Source organism: Tropicibacter alexandrii (assembly GCF_003667315.2).
Lineage (GTDB): Bacteria > Pseudomonadota > Alphaproteobacteria > Rhodobacterales > Rhodobacteraceae > Tropicibacter > Tropicibacter alexandrii.
In genome coordinates this window covers 109288-125007 of sequence record NZ_RCTZ02000001.1, presented here as the reverse complement: position 1 = coordinate 125007, position 15720 = coordinate 109288, and the positions used below count along the sequence as shown (strand labels likewise).

Sequence of the window (15720 nt, the reverse complement as noted above, 5' to 3'; positions counted from 1 at the left end):
AAGCGCCTTCGAAGGCGCTTACCCGCCCGTGTGGCTCATGTGGCGCGAGACACGACCGTCCACCGTCTGGCGAGAATAGTCGAAATCGTGGCCCTTGGGCTTCAGCCGGATCGCGGCGCGGATCGCATCCTCAAGCGGGGCATCGTCGCCGGGATGATTGCGCAAGGCCGCGCGCAGGTCGGCGTTGTCCTCTTGCCCCAGACACATGAACAGCTCACCCGTACAGGTCAGGCGCACGCGGTTGCAGCTTTCGCAGAAGTTATGCGTGAGCGGCGTGATGAAGCCGATCTTCTGCCCCGTCTCTTCCAGCCGGACATAGCGCGCAGGGCCGCCTGTGCGCTCGGGCAGGTCGGTCAGCGTATAGGTCTGCGCCAGTTGCGCGCGCAGGTCGGACAGCTTCCAATACTGGTCGAGCCGGTCCTCGTTGCCGATATCGCCCATGGGCATGACCTCGATCCAGGTCAGGTCCATGTCCCGCTCGGCCGCCCATTCGGTCATCGAGATCAGCTCGTCCTCGTTGAACCCCTTGAGCGCCACGGCATTGATCTTGACCCGAAGACCAGCCTTCTGCGCGGCATCGATGCCCTTGAGAACCTGCGGCAGGCGGCCCCAGCGGGTCACATCCGCGAATTTCTGCTCATTCAGCGTGTCGAGCGAGATGTTCACCCGGCGCACACCCGCCGCGTAAAGATCGTCGGCAAACCGCGCCAGCTGCGACCCATTGGTGGTCAGCGTCAGCTCCTTCAGCGCGCCGCTGTCCAGATGCCGCGTCATCGACCGGAAGAAGGTCATGATGTCGCGCCGCACCAAGGGCTCGCCGCCGGTGATGCGCAGCTTTTCCACGCCCAGCCGGACGAAGGTGGAACACATGCGGTCCAGCTCCTCCAGCGTGAGCAGCTCCTTCTTTGGCAGGAAGGTCATGTTTTCCGACATGCAATAGACGCAGCGGAAATCGCAGCGGTCTGTGACGGAAACCCGAAGATAGGAGATCGGGCGCTGGAACGGGTCTATGAGCGGTGTGGTCATGGCAGGCAACCTAGTCGTCGGCAAAGAATGGGGCAAGGGTGGCGCGTGCAATTGTATCACGCAAACTGGCGCGGTACGGTCGCGCTGTCATCTGCGACCAAAGGGGGAGATCGCATGAAACATGTCTGGATCGGCGTCATCGCGCTGGCTTTGTCCGGCTGCGGCGGTTCGATGCCGTTTGGGCTGAAGTCGCGCGACCGTGCGGCGCCGGTGGCCGAGGCGGGCCAGACCCGCCCCGAGGCGCGCCCCGACAGCGCCGCGCAGGCGCCGGTTCCCACCGCGGCGGCGCGCACCGCCGAGCAGTTCGACACGACCAATGCCGAGGAGCGCGCCGAGGCTGCCGCGCCTGCGGCGGGTGGTGAGCGTCTTCTGGGCACGACGGTGGTGTCGCTGGGCGATCCGACGCAGCCGGGATTCTGGCTGGAAACGCCGCTTGTGTCGGCGACCGAGCAGGGGCGCGTGGTCTATCCGGTGACGGGCAAGTCGGCGCAGGTCGAACTGCGCCCCTCCGAGACCGGCAGCCGAATCTCGCTGGCGGCGATGCGGCTGATCGAGGCGCCGCTGACGGACCTGCCCGAGGTCGAGGTCTATTCCGGCGAGTGAGGCGTGCGCGGGGGCAGCCCCGCGCTAGGGCAGGTATTTCCCGGCTTCCTTGCGGGCGAAGGCTTTGAGCCGGTCGCCATGAGTGTCGAGAAAGCTGCGCGTGCGGGCGGGGTCGTGTTTCGACAGGTCGCGCAGCCACCACGCCACGGCCTTCTGGATGAACCAGTCGCGGTCGTCCACATACCCCGCCGCCCAGCCCAGCACCCGGTCGCGGATCGCCAGATCCGCCTTGGTGGGGTTGTTCTGCTTGGTCCAAGGCAGGGTGATGACAAGCGCGGCGCGGCGGGTCCACATGTGGTCGGACCGCGTCCATGTCTCGACCGCGTCGAGCCGGGCCGGATCGGCCAGCAGGCGGCGCTGCCCGGCCATGCAGGCGTGGTCGGCGATGGCCCAAGCGTCGAACTCTGGCACCCAGGAGGCAATCAGCGCCCAAGCGGCGTCATCGGGGCGCAGGCGGGCCTGCGTCAGCAGCTTGGCCGCCGTGATGCGGGCCTCGTGGATGTCCGTGCGCCACAGCGCATCGGCCAGCGCCACGCGGTCCCCGACCGACAGGGTCCGGCGCCAGCCGGTCGCGAGGTCGTTCAGCACTGGGTTGGGCGTGCCCAGATAGCGGCGCGGGGCCTTGTGATAGGCGGCCATGCCCTCGGCGCGGGCCGGATCGCCCGCCGCCTCGATCTGTGCCAGCGCGTCTTCGGGTGTCACTCCACCGTCACCGATTTCGCGAGGTTGCGCGGCTGGTCCACATCCGTCCCCTTGGCGATGGCGGTGTGATAGGCCAGAAGCTGCGCGGGCAGGGCGTAGAGCAGGGGCGAGAGCACCTCGGGCACCTGCGGCAGGATGATCGTCTTCCACGCCTCATCACCGGCAATCGCCGCCCCGGCGGCGTCCGTCACCAGAACCACCTTGCCGCCCCGTGCCATGACCTCTTGCATATTCGAGATGGTCTTTTCGAAGAGGCTGTCCTTGGGGGCCATCACGACCACCGGCACCGAGGTGTCGATCAGCGCGATGGGGCCATGCTTCAGCTCGCCAGATGCATAAGCTTCGGCGTGGATGTAGCTGATTTCCTTGAGTTTCAGTGCACCTTCCAGCGCCAGCGGATACATCAGCCCGCGCCCGAGGAACAGGATGTCGCGCGCCTTGGCAAGGTCTTGGCTGACTTCCTTCATCACGTGGTCGCGGTCGAGCGCGGCGTTGAACGTACCCGGCAGGGCGCGCAGGTCCGCCAGAATCCCGGTCAGCCGGTCATCGCTGAGGCGGCCACGCGCCTGCGCCGCCTTGAGCGCCAGCAGCAGCAGCACGGTCAGCTGGCAGGTGAAGGCCTTGGTCGAGGCGACGCCGATTTCCACGCCCGCATGGATCGGCAGGGCCAGATCGCTTTCGCGCGCGATCGAGCTTTCGGGGACGTTGACGACCGACACGATGCTGTCGGCCTTGCCCGCGCAATAGCGCAGCGCGGCCAGCGTGTCGGCGGTCTCACCGGATTGGCTGACGAACAGCGCCGTGGTGCCGGGGGTGATCGGCGGTTCGCGGTAGCGGAACTCGGACGCGATATCGACCTCGACCGGCAGCCCGGCCAATTGCTCGAACCAGTATTTGGCGGTGAAACAGGCGTAATAGGCGGTGCCGCAGGCGACCATGGTCAGGCGGTCGACCTTGGTGAAGTCGATGCCCGGATCGGGCAGGGCGATGCCGGACTGCGTCAGGTAGGCCGACAGCGCACCGGCAAGGACGGTCGGCTGCTCGGCGATTTCCTTGGACATGAAGTGCTTGTGCCCGGCCTTGTCGACGCGGGCCGCATCCATCCGGATGGTGCGCTGATCTCGGTTGACCAGACGTCCCGCCTCGTCGCGGATTTCCAGCGAGGTGCGGGTCAGGACGGCGCGGTCGCCTTCTTCCAGATAGGTGATCTGGTCGGTCATGGGGGCGAGCGCGATGGCGTCGGAGCCGACGAACATCTCGCCCTCGCCATGGCCGATGGCCAAGGGCGAGCCCTTGCGCGCAGCGACCATCAGGTCGCCCTCGCCGTCAAAGAGGAAGGCCAGCGCGAACGCGCCTTCGAGCCGCTCGACGGTGGCAAAGGCCGCGTCGACCGGGGCCATGCCCTGATCGATATGCAGCTTGGTCAGCATGGCGACGGTTTCGGTGTCGGTCTCGGTCTCGGCGTCGATCCCGGCCTTGGCCAGCTCGGCGCGCAGGTCCTTGTAATTCTCGATGATGCCGTTGTGCACGACGGCGACGGGGCCGGTCCGGTGCGGGTGGGCATTGGTGGCGGAGGGGCCGCCATGGGTCGCCCAGCGGGTGTGGCCGATGCCGGATTTGCCCGCCAGCGGCTGGTGCACCAGAAGGTCCGACAGGTTCACCAGCTTGCCCACGGCGCGGCGGCGGTCGAGCACGCCGTCATTGACCGTGGCGATGCCGGCCGAGTCGTAGCCGCGATATTCCAGCCTGCGCAGGCCTTCGACCAGCATCGGCGCGACCTCGTGTTTTCCGAGAATGCCTACAATTCCGCACATTTCCAAAAACCTTCCATTTAATGTGGATAAGTCGCGTTATTGGCCCTTGGCCTTGCGCGATCTCAACATATTCATCAATTTCGTGGCCATGCCGGGTTTGACCTGTTGCGGCGCGCGCGACAGGGCCAGAGCGCCGGCGGGGACGTCTTCGGTGATGGTCGAACCGGAGCCGGTCATGGCGCCGTCGCCGATGGTGACGGGGGCGACCAGCATGGTGTCGGACCCGATGAAGGCCCCCTCGCCAATCGTTGTCTTGTGCTTGAAGACGCCGTCATAGTTGCAGGTGATCGTGCCCGCGCCGATATTGGTCTTGCGCCCGATCTCGGCGTCGCCGAGATAGGTCAGGTGGTTGGCCTTGACGCCCTCGTGCAGGATGGCGTTCTTGACCTCGACGAAGTTGCCCACATGCACATCCTCGCCCAGCTCGGCCCCGGGGCGCAGACGGGCATAGGGGCCGACGATGGCACCGCGGCTGACATGGCAGCCTTCGAGATGGCTGAAGGCACGGATGCGCGCGCCGCTTTCCACCGTGACCTGCGGGCCAAAGACGACGTTCTGCTCGATCTCCGAATCGCGCCCGATGACGGTGTCCCATGCCAGATGCACGGTTTCCGGGGCGGGCAGGGTGACACCCAGGTCCAGCAGCTCGGCGCGGGCGCGGGCCTGAAAGGCGGCCTCGGCGGCGGCCAGATCGGCGCGGGAGTTCACGCCCAGCGTCTCGGCCTCGGGGCAGCGGACCACGGTGGCGGACAGACCGCGTGCGCGGGCGATGCCGGGAATGTCGGTCAGGTAGTATTCGCCCGAGGCGTTGGCATTGCCCACCGCCTCGATCAGCTCGAACATGGTCTGCGCATCGGCGGCGACGACGCCGGAATTGCACAGGGTGAGGGCGCGCTCCTCTTCGGTGGCGTCCTTGAATTCGACGATGCGCAGCAAGTCGTCACCCTCGGTGACCAGCCGCCCGTAGCGCGCCGGGTCTGCTGCCTCGAAGCCCAGCACGACGATGTCGTGCTTGCGCCGCGCCTCGGCCATGGCGTTCAGCGTCGCCTCGGATATGAAGGGCGTGTCGCCATAAAGCACGATGGCGTCGCCCTCGAAGCCGTCCAGCGCGGGCCGCGCCTGTGCCACCGCGTGGGCGGTGCCAAGCTGTTCCTCTTGCAGCACGACGCGCATCTCGGGGTCGTATTCCAGTGCCGAGGTTTCCACGAGGTCGGCGCCGTGTCCGGCGACGACGACGGTGCGTTCGGGGGCCAGTGCGGACCCTGCGCGCAGGGCGTGCCACAGCATGGGGGCGTGGGCGATGCGGTGCAGGACCTTGGGCAGGTCGCTTTGCATGCGGGTGCCTTTGCCGGCTGCCAGCACGATCAGGGCAATGCTCATGTTCAAATCCGGTTTGTCTTTCGCTTGTGGCCCTTTTATCTGCTGTATCTGCCGGGGCAAGGCGCTGCGTCTCACACAAGATTTCGGCATGTGACAGAAAGGGGCCAAGCCCATGAAATGTGTAATTTTTGATCTCGACGGGACTTTGGCGGATACCAGCGGGGATCTGGTCGCGGCGGCAAATGCCTGTTTTTCAGGCATGGGTGAGACGGTGCGACTCGATCCGGTGGCGGATGCGGGGGTGGCGCTGCGCGGCGGGCGCGCGATGCTGACTGCCGGGTTGCAGCGCGCGGACCGCTTTGACGAGGCGCTGGTGCTCGAGTGGTATCCCCGGCTGCTCGACGCCTATGCGCAGGCGATTGCCGTGCATACGGTCCTGTATCCCGGCGCGGTCGAGGCGGTCGAGCGGTTGCGCGAAACCGGCTACGCGGTGGGGATCGCCACGAACAAGCCCTTTGGTCTGGCGGATGCGCTGCTGCGCGAACTCGGCGTGCGCGATCTCTTCGGCTCGCTGATCGGCGCGGATACGCTGCCGGTCAGGAAACCCGACCCGGCGCATCTGTGGGCCGCCGTCGATGGCGCGGGCGGGCGGCGCGATGCCTGCCTGCTGGTGGGCGATACGGAGACCGACCGAAAGACCTCGGCCAATGCGGGCGTGCCCTCGATTCTGGTGACATTCGCGCCGCCGGGGCAGGCGGTGCGCGATCTCGACCCCGAAGGCGTGATCGACCATTTCGACGCGCTCTCCGACGAAGTCCGCCGCCTGATCGGCTGAGCGCGCGCTCTAGCGGCGTAGGCCGGGGGTCATCCCTGGCCCCCCGTCCAGCAAAGCCGCCAGCGTCGCGAAGGGATGACTGTCCAACCGGTTGATCGCGTCGGAGATCGCCGCCGCCCGCGCCGCGCCGAGGACCGGGTCCGCCAGACAGTGATACTTGTCGCGCAGCTCCGCCTCTGTCGGCGGCGCGTCCCAGTCCCAAGGTGGCTCGAACCGCTCTGATGTCAGCACTTGCCCATCGACCAGCGTCAGGGTCACCCGCGCGTAGCGTTTCAGCGGAAAGGCGGCGTTGGTCTGCGGATCCTCGACCATCGTCAGCGCGCGGCTCAGGCGCAGGATCTCGGGGTCGTGCAAGGCTTCGCCGTCCAGATCCGCAGGCCCTAAGGCGCCGCGCGCCAGCGCCACGGCGACCGGGAAGGAGGTGGAATATTGCGCCTCTTCGGTGGTCTGCGGCACTGCGCAGGCCAGACGGCAGGATTCGTGGAAGGTCTCGACCGTCACCGCCGCGATCTGCGCCGATATCAGCCCATGCGCGGCGCGCAGCGACAGCGCGGCGGCGACCGGCGCCTGCGCCCAGCGGCAGACCGGCCAAGGCTTGAAATACTGCTTCAGGATCCGCCAGTCATGGCCCAGATCGGCCCATGGGCCGGTGACCTCTTCGACGATCAGCGCAGGCGCGCCGGTGAAGCCGCGCCGCGCCATCAGCACCGCCGAGACCCCCGCCATCGCCCCCCAGCCCGAGCCGTCCTTGACCATGGTCGGCGCATCGATGCAGCGCATCATCTGGCTGCGCGGCCCGTGATACTCGGCGATCCCCAGCGCGTGGCGGGTCTGGTCACGCGTCAGCGCCCGCAGCCGCGCCCCCGCCGCCGCCGCCGACACCGCCCCCCAACTGCCCGAGGTGTGGTAATCCGGCGCGCTGGCATGCTGTGCCTCGGCGCAGCGGCTGCCGATCTCGTAGCCCATGGCGAGCGTCGTCAGGAACGCCTCACCCGACAGGTCCTCTGGCCCCAGCGCCAGCATCGCCGCCAGCAGCGAGCAACCCACATGGCCCTTGGACGGGTTATACCCATCATGCCCGTCAAGGCTGTCGATCCCGGTCGCTATGGCCAAGGCCGCCGCCGGGGCCGAGGCCCGCGCATCGGAAAACAGGATCGGCACCGGGCCGGGCATGTCCTCGGCGGCGTGCGCGCGGGTGATCCGCGCCATCGCGGTGTCCTGCCCGCCCGCCGCCACGCCCAGCAGGTCGCGCAGGCAGGCCTTGGCGCGGGCCTGCACCTGGGGTGGCAGGTCCGACCAGCGCACGGAATGAATGAAGTCGATGCTGTCCATGACCTCAGCCTGCGCGCGCGGCCCGCGCCCGTCCGCAGCGTTTGCGACATGCCAGCATGGCAACTGCGACCTCGCGCAGGCCGGGGCAAAGCCCCGAGCGGCTTTGAAAGCCATTGACCGCGCTGCAAAGCCCGCGCAAAACACCGCCATGACAGAGCGTTTCACCGGCAATTTCACCCAGCAGGAACCCATCCCCCAAGAGGGCATCGACGCCGCACTCGCCGTGCTGCAACACGGCCGCCTGCACCGCTACAACACCGCCCCCGGTGAGTTGTCGGAAACGGCCCTGCTCGAACAGGAGGTCGCGGCCCTGACCGGGGCGACATACGCGCTGGCGGTGGCCTCGGGCGGCTATGCGCTGGGATGCGCCCTGCGCGCCGTGGGGGTGAAACCGGGGGACCGGGTGCTGACCAATGCCTTTACCCTCGCCCCTGTGCCCGGCGCGATTGCCTCGGTTGGGGCGGTGCCGGTCTTCGTCGGCGTGACCGAAGGCCTCGTGATCGATCTCGACGATCTGGAGGCCAAGGCGGATCAGGCGGATGTGCTGATGCTGTCCCATATGCGCGGGCATATCTGTGACATGGACGGGCTGATGGCGATCTGCGACGCCCATGGCGTGCGTGTGATCGAGGATTGCGCCCATACCATGGGGGCCTCGTGGAACGGCGTGCCCTCGGGGCGGCATGGGGTGATCGGCTGCTATTCGACCCAGACCTACAAGCATGTGAATTCTGGCGAGGGTGGCTTTCTGGTGACCGATGACGAAGAGATCGCGGCCCGCGCGGTGATCCTGTCGGGTTCGTACATGCTGTACGAACGGCATCTGGCCGCGCCTGCGCGCGAGGTCTTCGAACGGGTGAAGTATGACACGCCCAATGTCTCGGGACGGATGGACAACCTGCGCGCGGCGATCCTGCGCCCGCAATTGCGCGCGCTCGACCGGCAGGTGAAACGCTGGAACGACCGTTACCGCATGGTCGAGGCGGGCCTGCGCGGCACGCCCGGCCTGACGGTGATCGAGCGCGACGCGCGCGAAACCCCGGTCGGCTCGTCGATCCAGTTTCTGCTGCTGGACTGGGCACCGTCGCGGGTGCAAGCCGTGCTGGAACGCTGCGCGGCGCGCGGGGTCGAGCTGAAATGGTTCGGGGGCGCAGAGCCCACGGGCTTTACCTCGCGATATGACAGCTGGCGCTATGCCCCGTCAGAGCCGCTGCCCGCCAGCGACCGCATCCTTGCGGGGCTCTTGGACATGCGCCTGCCGCTGACCTTCAGCCTTGAGGATTGCGCGCTGATCGCCCGCATCATCCGCACCGAGGTCGGCGCGGTCTTTCAGGGCGCGGCCTGAGCGCACCTGCCGCTGCGTCATTGGCAAGTCCTTGCTCATAAGGCGTTATTTCGCCGTGCCCCCTGCCGGGGCATGGGAACGGTTTGGGCGGGTGTCGGGTTGGACCAGCATCCATGAACGAAGAAGGAGCATGAATAAATGCTGACTCGTACCCTTGCCGCCGCTTCGGCCATCGCCCTGATTTCCGGCACCGCCGCTTCTGCGGCCACCACCGCCTTTGCCACCACCGACCTGAACCTGCGCGCAGGTCCCGGCCCGCAGCACGAGATCATCGGCGTGATCGATGGTCAGGCGCAGACCGACGTGATGGGCTGCCTGCCCGAGACCAACTGGTGCAAGGTCAGCTATGACGGCACCGAGGGCTGGGCCTATGGCGAATACCTCGCGCATCAGATGGACAACCCGGTGCCGATCTATTCGCCCGAGGCCACGGTCGAGGTGGAAACCATCACCTACGAGGCCCCGAACGAAGGCAACGCCGCCGCAGGCGCCGTGGCCGGGGGCGCGCTGGCCGCGGCTGCCGTGGGTGGCCCGCTGGCGATCATCGGTGGCGCGATGCTGGGCGCAAGCACCGGCGCGGCCATCGACCCCGAGGAAACCACGGTGACCTATATCCGACAGAACCCGATCGACCCGATCTATGCCGATGGCGAGGTCGTCGTGGGGGCCAAGATCGAGGGCGATGCCGACTTCGTCACCGTGCCCGACAGCCCCTATTCCTATGTGAACCTGAACAACACCTACGCCCTGGTCGACCCGGAAACCGGCGAGATCGTCTATATCGTGCGCTGAGCCCTGTCTCTCTCTGCCTCGGCACACGTGGCCCCCCGGCTTGCTGGTCGGGGGGCCTTTTTGCGTGGCGGCACGAATCGTTGACCCTTCGGGCGCGCGCTCCTAGGATATGAACAAGCGTTCAATAAAGCCGTTCGGGCCGGTGGCCGGGCGGCGGCGGATCTGGGAGGAGAGGCCGATGTTCCTGGCGAGCATGAATTTCGATCTGGGTGAGGATGTCCTGTCCTTGCGGGACATGGTGCACCGCTGGGCGCAGGAGCGGGTCAAGCCGATGGCCGCCGAGATCGACAAGACCAATGAATTCCCGAATGAATTGTGGACCGAGATGGGCGAACTGGGCCTCTTGGGCATCACCGTCCCTGAGGAGTGGGGCGGGGCGGGCATGTCCTATCTCGCGCATGTGGTCGCGGTCGAGGAACTGGCGCGGGCTTCGGCCTCGGTCTCCTTGTCCTATGGCGCCCATGCCAACCTGTGCGTCAACCAGATCAAGCTGAACGGCACGGATGAGCAGCGCGCGAAATACCTGCCCGGGCTGATTTCTGGCAAGCATGTGGGGGCTTTGGCGATGTCCGAACCCTCTGCCGGGTCCGACGTGGTCAGCATGAAGCTGCGCGCGGAAAAGAAGAACGACCGGTTTGTCCTGAACGGCAACAAATACTGGATCACCAACGGCCCCGACGCGGATACGCTGGTGGTCTATGCCAAGACCGACCCCGATGCCGGCCCCAAGGGGATCACCGCCTTCCTGATCGAGAAGGACATGGCCGGGTTCAGCACCTCGCCGCATTTCGACAAGCTCGGCATGCGCGGCTCGAACACCGCCGAGCTGATCTTCGAGAATGTCGAAGTGCCCTTCGAGAACATCCTTGGCGAGGAAGGCAAAGGCGTGCGCGTGCTGATGTCCGGCCTAGATTATGAGCGCGTCGTGCTGGCCGGGATCGGGCTGGGGATCATGGCCGCCTGCATGGACGAAATCATGCCCTATATGCGCGACCGCCACCAGTTCGGCCAACCGATCGGCTCGTTCCAGCTGATGCAGGGCAAGATGGCCGACATGTATACGGCGATGAACAGCGCCCGCGCCTATGTCTACGAGGTTGCCAAGGCTTGCGACCGGGGCGAGGTCACCCGCGCCGATGCAGCGGCCTGCTGTCTCTATGCCTCCGAACAGGCCATGGTGCAGGCGCATCAGGCGGTGCAGGCGATGGGCGGGGCGGGGTTCCTCAACGATGCGCCGGTGGCGCGCATCTTCCGCGATGCCAAGCTGATGGAGATCGGCGCGGGCACCAGTGAAATCCGCCGCATGCTGGTCGGGCGCGAGCTGCTGGCGGCGATGTAAGGTGCCGCGTTGGCTTTGGTATCTGCCGCTGTCGCTGATCCTGCTGGCCAGCGCCTTGCTGGGCTACCGCTATGGCGTGGTCTGGGTCAATATGGATCGCGGCGAGGCGGCGGCGGTCTGGGCGGCGCATTACGCACGCGAAGCGGGGGGCGATCCGGCCACCTGCCTCGCCCTACCCGACGAGGCGGCTTGGCTCGCCCTGCGCTGCGGCGCGGACGAGAGGGCGTGGACCTATCGGATCAGCCGGTTCGGCCAGTTGGTCTCGCTCACGCGTGGGGCGGGAATTTGATTTGAGGAGACCCATATGAAACACCTGATTGCCTTTCTGTCCTGTCTGGCCGCGCCTGTCGCGGCGCAGGAATTGACCTTTGATATGTCTGCGACGATGGACTGTTTCGACCGGGGCGGCGGCTATGACCAATGCGTCGGCGAATCCGCACAGGCCTGCATGACCAACACGCCCGGCGGCTATGCCACGGTGATCGTGGGCGCGTGCTTCGACGCGGAATGGCAGGCTTGGGATGCGGACCTGAACCGCACCTATCAGGCGTTGATGGTGCAGGCGCGCGAGATGGATGCCGAGAACGGCGACTATGCCCCCAGCCAAGCCGAGGCGCTGCGCGAGATGCAGCGCAAGTGGATTCCCTTTCGCGATGCCAAATGCGGCTATGTCGCCAGCACATGGGGCGGCGGCACCGGTGCGGGACCGGCCTCCATCGAATGCGTGATGCAGGAAACCGCGCGGCAGGTGCAATTCCTTGAATCCATGGCGTCGCGCGGCTGATGCTGACGCCCGCGCCCTCATATGACGCGCTTGTCGCGGGCTTTCGCTGGGACATCCCGGCGAGGCTCAACATGGCGGTGCAGGTCTGCGAGGCGCGGGCAAAGGCCGACCCGGATCGGCTTGCCATTCTGGACCTCAGCCGGGGGCGCGAAGAGATCACCTTTGGCGATCTGGCCCTGATGGCGCGGCAGGTGCAGGCGGCATTGGAGGAGCGCGGCGTGCGGCCCGGCGACCGCGTGGGCGTGCTGCTGAGCCAGTCGGCCTTGTGTGCCGCTGCGCATATCGCCTGCTGGCGCATGGCGGCGATTTCGGTGCCGCTGTTCAAGCTGTTCCGCGAGGATGCGCTCAGGTCGCGTCTGGGCGACAGTGGCGCGCGGGTCGTGGTCACCGATGACGAGGGCGTCGCGATGCTGACGCCCTTCGACGTGGTGGCCGTGACCGAAGCGGATCTGGGCGTGGCCACGGGCTTGGCCCCGGCGGAGACAGGGCCAGAGACGCCCGCCGTCCTGATCTACACCTCCGGCACCACCGGCACGCCCAAGGGCGCGCTGCATGGCCACCGTGTCCTGACCGGGCATCTGCCGGGGGTCGAGGTCAGCCATGACTTTCTGGGGCGTGACGGCGACGTGATCTGGACGCCTGCGGATTGGGCGTGGATCGGCGGGCTGTTCGACGTGCTGATGCCGGGCTTGGCGCTTGGCGTGCCCGTCGTCGCCTGCCGGATGCCGCGTTTCGACGTGGCCACCTGCTTGAACGTCATCCGCGAAGGCGCTGTTCGCAATGTGTTTTTCCCGCCCACGGCCCTGCGTATGCTCAAGGCCGAGGGGGTCAGGATCGACGGGCTGCGCTCGGTCGCGTCGGGGGGTGAACCGCTCGGGGCGGAGATGCTGGCTTGGGGGCGCGAGGCCTTCGGCGTGGCGATCAACGAATTCTATGGCCAGACCGAATGCAACATGGTCGCCTCGTCCTGCGGGGCTTTGTTCCCGGCCAAACCGGGCTGCATCGGCAAGGCGGTGCCGGGTTTCGACGTGACGGTGCTGGACGCCGATGAAACGGGAGAGGGCGACATCGCCATCCGCCAAGGTGCGGCATCGATGATGCTGGGCTACTGGAACCGGCCTCAGGAAACGGCGGCGAAGTTTCGCGGCGACTGGCTGGTGATGGGCGACCGGGGGCGGCTGGAGGACGGCTATATCCGCTTCGTCGGGCGCGACGATGACGTGATCACCAGCGCCGGCTACCGCATCGGCCCTGCCGAGATCGAGGATTGCCTGCTGACCCATCCGGCAGTCGCAACCGTGGGTGTGGTGGGCAAGCCCGACAGCTTGCGCACGGAAATCGTCAAGGCCTACGTGGTTCTGAAACCCGGGGCCGAGGTTACGGCAGAGGCCCTGCAAGAGCATGTCAAATCGCGGCTGGCCAGCTATTCCTACCCGCGCGAAATCGCCTTTGTCGACGCCTTGCCGATGACCGTCACCGGCAAGGTGATCCGCAAGGAGTTGAAGGCGCGCGCGGCGGCGGAGGCGAAACCATGAGATTTTCGCACGTTATCCACAGGTTAGGCGCCGCTTTTGATGCCAGAGCCTTTACCATCCCGGCTCGTAAGGCAATCCTGCCTGCCATGACGGGGCGGGATTCGGCGACACGACCAGAGCCTGCCCCGATGGTGGATCGCGTGACCCCTGCCAGGGCCGCGATCCGGGGGATGGGACGGACCGGGGCCTATGCGCCTTCGGCGCGTCCGAGCTTTGGAGAGACAATCATGATCCGACTGTTTGGGGCCTCTTTGGGATTTGCGCTGCTGATCGGGCAGGGGGCATGGGCCGAGAGTGGGCTTGCCACGCTGGAAACCTGCCTCGAGAAACGCGGCACGGGGCAGAGCTTTGCGGAATATACCTGCGCCGAGACGGCGTATTTCACCTGCGTGGCCGCCGAGGGCGTGCTGGCCGAATGCCTCGATCCGCTGCAAGCGCGCCTGCGCGGCGAGGTCGACGCGGTGATCGAGGCGCTGCCAGCGCGCGCGCCCAAGGAACTGATGCTGGAGCAATCCGAATATCGCAGCCTGAAGCGGGGGCTCAAGGCGGGCATCCGCTGGCCGGGCTGCCCGGACGACATGGACCTGAGCCAATGCACCTTCATGACGGTGACGGAACGCTGGGTCGAGGCGCGGGCATTGCGCGCGCAACTGGAGGAGTTATCCAAGGAATGAGACTGAATTCGCAGGCGATCCCGTCTTCCGAGGCGTTCAAGGCCAATCGCGACGCCCATCTGGAGGCGTTGCGCATGGTGCAGGAGGCGGCCGAAGCCGCTGCCGAAGGGGGCGGGGCGCGTGCGAGGGACCGGCATCTGAGCCGGGGCAAGATGCTGCCGCGCGACCGGGTGGCGAACCTGCTGGATGCGGGCTCGCCGTTTCTGGAGGTCGGGGCCTTTGCCGGTCACGGGATGTATGACGGGGCCGCGCCCTGTGGCGGCGTGATCGCCGGGATCGGTCTGGTGCAGGGCCGTCAGGTCATGGTCGTGTGCAACGACGCGACGGTGAAGGGCGGGACCTATTACCCGATCTCGGTCAAGAAACACCTGCGCGCGCAGGAGATCGCCGAGGAGAACCGGCTGCCTTGCATCTATCTGGTCGATAGCGGCGGCGCGAACCTGCCCAATCAGGACGAGGTTTTCCCAGATCGCGATCACTTTGGCCGGATCTTCTACAATCAGGCGCGGATGAGCGCGAAGGGCATCGCGCAAATCGCCGTGGTTATGGGGTCTTGTACGGCGGGGGGCGCCTATGTGCCTGCCATGTCGGACGTGACGATCATCGTGAAGGAGCAGGGGACGATCTTTCTGGCCGGTCCGCCCTTGGTCAAGGCCGCGACGGGCGAGGTGGTGACAGCCGAGGATCTGGGCGGCGGCGATGTGCATACGCGCCTGTCGGGCGTGGCGGATTACCTCGCCGAGGATGACGCGCATGCGCTGGCACTGGCCCGGCGCGCGGTCTTGTCCTTGGGGGGGGATGGGTCGGGACCCATCCTACTTTCCGGCGAAGCGCCCAGCTATGACCCGGATGACATGCTCGGCGTCGTCCCCGCCGATCTGCGCACGCCCTATGACATCCGCGAGGTGATCGCGCGGGTGGTGGATGGCTCTTATTTCGACGAGTTCAAGCCGCGGTTCGGGGAGACTCTGGTGACGGGGTTCGCCAAGATCTGCGGCATGGATTGCGGGATTATCGCCAATAATGGCGTGCTGTTTTCCGAGGCGGCGTCCAAGGGCGCGCATTTCGTTGAACTGTGCTCGCAGCGGCGCATCCCGTTGATCTTCCTCCAGAACATCACCGGCTTCATGGTTGGCCGGAAATACGAGAACGAAGGCATCGCGCGCCACGGGGCGAAGATGGTCACGGCGGTGGCCACGACGTCGGTGCCGAAGGTGACGATGCTGGTGGGTGGGTCCTTCGGCGCGGGGAATTACGGCATGGCCGGGCGGGCCTATCAGCCGCGTTTCCTGTGGACATGGCCCAACTCGCGCATCAGCGTGATGGGCGGCGCGCAGGCGGCGGGGGTGCTGGCGACGGTGAAACGCGACGCGCTGGAGCGCGCGGGGCAGGCGTGGTCGGCGGAAGACGAGGCCGAGTTCAAACGCCCGACCATCGAGATGTTCGAGCGCCAGTCGCATCCGCTGTATGCCTCGGCGCGGCTGTGGGATGACGGGATCGTGGACCCGCGCAAGACGCGCGACGTGCTGGCGCTGAGCCTGCGGGCGGCGTTGAACGCACCCGTTGAGGAAACGCGCTTTGGCGTGTTCCGGATGTAATTTGGGGGCGCTGCCCCCTCT

At 66.8% G+C, this 15720-nt stretch carries 15 protein-coding genes; 10 read left to right on the top strand and 5 right to left on the bottom strand.

Going from position 1 to position 15720, the window contains the following annotated elements; translation table 11 throughout:
- Nucleotides 1–18: 18 nt before the first annotated feature.
- Nucleotides 19–1026 carry a GTP 3',8-cyclase MoaA gene (gene moaA / locus D8Z78_RS00640; protein ID WP_121629985.1) on the bottom strand — a complete coding sequence of 336 codons (1008 nt, stop codon included), beginning with the start codon at nt 1024–1026 and terminating at the stop codon, nt 19–21.
- Between the two features lie 114 nt (nt 1027–1140).
- On the opposite strand from moaA, the gene D8Z78_RS00635 reads away from it, so the two are divergent.
- Nucleotides 1141–1629: a hypothetical protein gene (locus D8Z78_RS00635; protein ID WP_121629986.1), complete on the top strand. Its 489-nt coding sequence runs from the start codon at nt 1141–1143 to the stop codon at nt 1627–1629.
- Between the two features lie 24 nt (nt 1630–1653).
- On the opposite strand, the gene D8Z78_RS00630 is transcribed toward D8Z78_RS00635, so the two are convergent.
- From D8Z78_RS00630 to glmU, 3 genes are read right to left on the bottom strand one after another with little or no spacing between them, the layout of a single operon-like run.
- Nucleotides 1654–2331 (bottom strand): DNA alkylation repair protein, encoded by a 678-nt coding sequence (locus D8Z78_RS00630; protein WP_121629987.1) that lies wholly within the window; start codon nt 2329–2331, stop codon nt 1654–1656.
- The gene (gene glmS / locus D8Z78_RS00625; protein ID WP_121629988.1) at nt 2328–4145 is read right to left on the bottom strand and encodes a glutamine--fructose-6-phosphate transaminase (isomerizing); all 1818 of its coding nucleotides are present in this window, start codon (nt 4143–4145) and stop codon (nt 2328–2330) included. The genes D8Z78_RS00630 and glmS overlap by 4 nt, the downstream gene beginning before the upstream one ends.
- A 36-nt stretch (nt 4146–4181) precedes the next feature.
- Nucleotides 4182–5525 carry a bifunctional UDP-N-acetylglucosamine diphosphorylase/glucosamine-1-phosphate N-acetyltransferase GlmU gene (gene glmU / locus D8Z78_RS00620; RefSeq protein WP_121629989.1) on the bottom strand — a complete coding sequence of 448 codons (1344 nt, stop codon included), beginning with the start codon at nt 5523–5525 and terminating at the stop codon, nt 4182–4184.
- Between the two features lie 112 nt (nt 5526–5637).
- Here glmU and D8Z78_RS00615 point away from each other — a divergent pair, with 112 nt between their 5' ends.
- Nucleotides 5638–6300, top strand: a complete 663-nt coding sequence (locus tag D8Z78_RS00615; RefSeq protein ID WP_121629990.1) for an HAD-IA family hydrolase — start codon at nt 5638–5640, stop codon at nt 6298–6300.
- A 9-nt stretch (nt 6301–6309) separates the two neighbouring features.
- Here the strand turns inward: D8Z78_RS00615 and D8Z78_RS00610 are convergent, their stop codons facing one another.
- Nucleotides 6310–7746 (bottom strand): MmgE/PrpD family protein, encoded by a 1437-nt coding sequence (locus D8Z78_RS00610; protein ID WP_240671958.1) that lies wholly within the window; start codon nt 7744–7746, stop codon nt 6310–6312.
- Between the two features lie 34 nt (nt 7747–7780).
- Here D8Z78_RS00610 and D8Z78_RS00605 point away from each other — a divergent pair, with 34 nt between their 5' ends.
- From D8Z78_RS00605 to D8Z78_RS00570, 8 genes are all read left to right on the top strand, one after another.
- Nucleotides 7781–8977 (top strand): DegT/DnrJ/EryC1/StrS family aminotransferase, encoded by a 1197-nt coding sequence (locus tag D8Z78_RS00605; RefSeq protein WP_121630115.1) that lies wholly within the window; start codon nt 7781–7783, stop codon nt 8975–8977.
- A 138-nt stretch (nt 8978–9115) separates the two neighbouring features.
- Nucleotides 9116–9769 (top strand): SH3 domain-containing protein, encoded by a 654-nt coding sequence (locus D8Z78_RS00600; RefSeq protein WP_121629992.1) that lies wholly within the window; start codon nt 9116–9118, stop codon nt 9767–9769.
- 178 nt (nt 9770–9947) lie between these two features.
- On the top strand, nt 9948–11108 hold the full coding sequence (locus D8Z78_RS00595) for an isovaleryl-CoA dehydrogenase (RefSeq protein ID WP_121629993.1): 1161 nt from the start codon (nt 9948–9950) through the stop codon (nt 11106–11108).
- A gap of 1 nt (nt 11109) precedes the next feature.
- The gene (locus tag D8Z78_RS00590) at nt 11110–11397 is read left to right on the top strand and encodes a hypothetical protein (RefSeq protein ID WP_121629994.1); all 288 of its coding nucleotides are present in this window, start codon (nt 11110–11112) and stop codon (nt 11395–11397) included.
- Between the two features lie 15 nt (nt 11398–11412).
- Nucleotides 11413–11892, top strand: a complete 480-nt coding sequence (locus D8Z78_RS00585) for a lysozyme inhibitor LprI family protein (RefSeq protein WP_121629995.1) — start codon at nt 11413–11415, stop codon at nt 11890–11892.
- Entirely contained in the window at nt 11892–13427 is a 1536-nt protein-coding gene (locus D8Z78_RS00580) for an AMP-binding protein (RefSeq protein WP_121629996.1), read from the top strand. The genes D8Z78_RS00585 and D8Z78_RS00580 overlap by 1 nt, the downstream gene beginning before the upstream one ends.
- Nucleotides 13428–13654: 227 nt before the next feature.
- The gene (locus D8Z78_RS00575) at nt 13655–14101 is read left to right on the top strand and encodes a hypothetical protein (protein ID WP_128910547.1); all 447 of its coding nucleotides are present in this window, start codon (nt 13655–13657) and stop codon (nt 14099–14101) included.
- Nucleotides 14098–15699: a carboxyl transferase domain-containing protein gene (locus D8Z78_RS00570; RefSeq protein WP_121629998.1), complete on the top strand. Its 1602-nt coding sequence runs from the start codon at nt 14098–14100 to the stop codon at nt 15697–15699. The genes D8Z78_RS00575 and D8Z78_RS00570 overlap by 4 nt, the downstream gene beginning before the upstream one ends.
- Nucleotides 15700–15720: the final 21 nt, after the last annotated feature.

Bases quoted from the DNA above. Each gene is read 5' to 3' on its own strand.
- moaA (WP_121629985.1), bottom strand. From the start codon at position 1,026: ATGACCACACCGCTCATAGACCCGTTCCAGCGCCCGATCTCCTATCTT.
- D8Z78_RS00635 (WP_121629986.1), top strand. From the start codon at position 1,141: ATGAAACATGTCTGGATCGGCGTCATCGCGCTGGCTTTGTCCGGCTGC.
- glmS (WP_121629988.1), bottom strand. From the start codon at position 4,145: ATGTGCGGAATTGTAGGCATTCTCGGAAAACACGAGGTCGCGCCGATG.
- glmU (WP_121629989.1), bottom strand. From the start codon at position 5,525: ATGAGCATTGCCCTGATCGTGCTGGCAGCCGGCAAAGGCACCCGCATG.
- D8Z78_RS00615 (WP_121629990.1), top strand. From the start codon at position 5,638: ATGAAATGTGTAATTTTTGATCTCGACGGGACTTTGGCGGATACCAGC.
- D8Z78_RS00610 (WP_240671958.1), bottom strand. From the start codon at position 7,746: ATGGCTTTCAAAGCCGCTCGGGGCTTTGCCCCGGCCTGCGCGAGGTCG.
- D8Z78_RS00605 (WP_121630115.1), top strand. From the start codon at position 7,781: ATGACAGAGCGTTTCACCGGCAATTTCACCCAGCAGGAACCCATCCCC.
- D8Z78_RS00600 (WP_121629992.1), top strand. From the start codon at position 9,116: ATGCTGACTCGTACCCTTGCCGCCGCTTCGGCCATCGCCCTGATTTCC.
- D8Z78_RS00595 (WP_121629993.1), top strand. From the start codon at position 9,948: ATGTTCCTGGCGAGCATGAATTTCGATCTGGGTGAGGATGTCCTGTCC.
- D8Z78_RS00585 (WP_121629995.1), top strand. From the start codon at position 11,413: ATGAAACACCTGATTGCCTTTCTGTCCTGTCTGGCCGCGCCTGTCGCG.
- D8Z78_RS00580 (WP_121629996.1), top strand. From the start codon at position 11,892: ATGCTGACGCCCGCGCCCTCATATGACGCGCTTGTCGCGGGCTTTCGC.
- D8Z78_RS00575 (WP_128910547.1), top strand. From the start codon at position 13,655: ATGATCCGACTGTTTGGGGCCTCTTTGGGATTTGCGCTGCTGATCGGG.
- D8Z78_RS00570 (WP_121629998.1), top strand. From the start codon at position 14,098: ATGAGACTGAATTCGCAGGCGATCCCGTCTTCCGAGGCGTTCAAGGCC.